General features: G+C 63.1%; 1 protein-coding gene and 1 pseudogene. One reads left to right on the top strand and one right to left on the bottom strand.

Translation table 11 applies throughout. The features are described 5' to 3' along the window. A pseudogene (locus EN964_RS35900) lies at positions 1–493 on the bottom strand (hypothetical protein); the annotation flags it as partial. Between the two features lie 187 nt (positions 494–680). Here EN964_RS35900 and EN964_RS35895 point away from each other — a divergent pair. Next, on the top strand, positions 681–850 hold a 170-nt coding region (locus EN964_RS35895; RefSeq protein WP_206528832.1), incomplete at its 3' end, for a neutral zinc metallopeptidase.

The raw sequence follows: 850 nt of genomic DNA, 5'->3' as shown, positions 1-850 counted from the left end.
GGCCCGCCTTTCCCTTCACCGGCTTTTCAGCGATCGAATAGTGGAAGCGGTAGATCAGCCGGATCTCGCCGCATTCGGTGTGGCCGAGATAGCCGCGGTCCATGCGGTTGACAACGCCGGTGAGGTCCAGCGTCGAGCCGTCGTCGTCGATGTATTTCGGATTGAATTTCTGGCTGGTGTCCTTCGATCTGGCCATGTCGGCGACATAGGGGTCCGGACTGGTCTTCGGCTCGTCGGCGATCTGCTGCTTGACTGTGTCGCGCACCGTCGCCAAAGCCGGTACCGAGAACAGACCGCGATTGTCGACCTCGCGGGTCAGGCCGAGCGCTGGCCCCAGCAGGCGGCTGATCGACAGTCCGCCGCGTTCCAATGCCTGCAAAGTGGCGGGGTCGGTGACGGCAACGCTGGAATCGAGCGTCACCGCGCCGGCTACCGGCGTGCCGAGGCAAAACAACGCCGCAATCAGCGACAGGAACGAACCGATCGTCTTCAAGCCCAATACATCCCCCATCCACGAGCAATGCTACAGGCCTTGCGCACTCTCGGCCAGAGCGGTGAGGCCGTCATGCCAGAACCGCCGCGGTCTGGAAAAATGCTGTGACTTGGAGCAACCATTGAGATAGTTGTTTGTTGGGTTGAGCCCCGCAACAACGGGGAAGTTTGCAGCGCGAGGAGTTGCCATGCTCTGGAGAGGCCGTCGTCAGAGTGACAATATCGAGGACGACCGCAGCGGCGGTGGCGGGCTCGGCGGCGGCGGTGGCCAGTTCCGCATTCCGATCGGCGGCCGCACCGGTGGCGGCGGCAGCATCTTCCTCGTCATCCTGGTGGTGCTGGCCGGATGGTATTTCGG

Source organism: Mesorhizobium sp. M7A.F.Ca.CA.001.10.2.1 (assembly GCF_003998575.1).
Taxonomy (GTDB): Bacteria; Pseudomonadota; Alphaproteobacteria; order Rhizobiales; family Rhizobiaceae; genus Mesorhizobium.
Note: the sequence above shows the minus strand (reverse complement) of the source record. Positions and strands in the feature narration are given on the sequence as shown.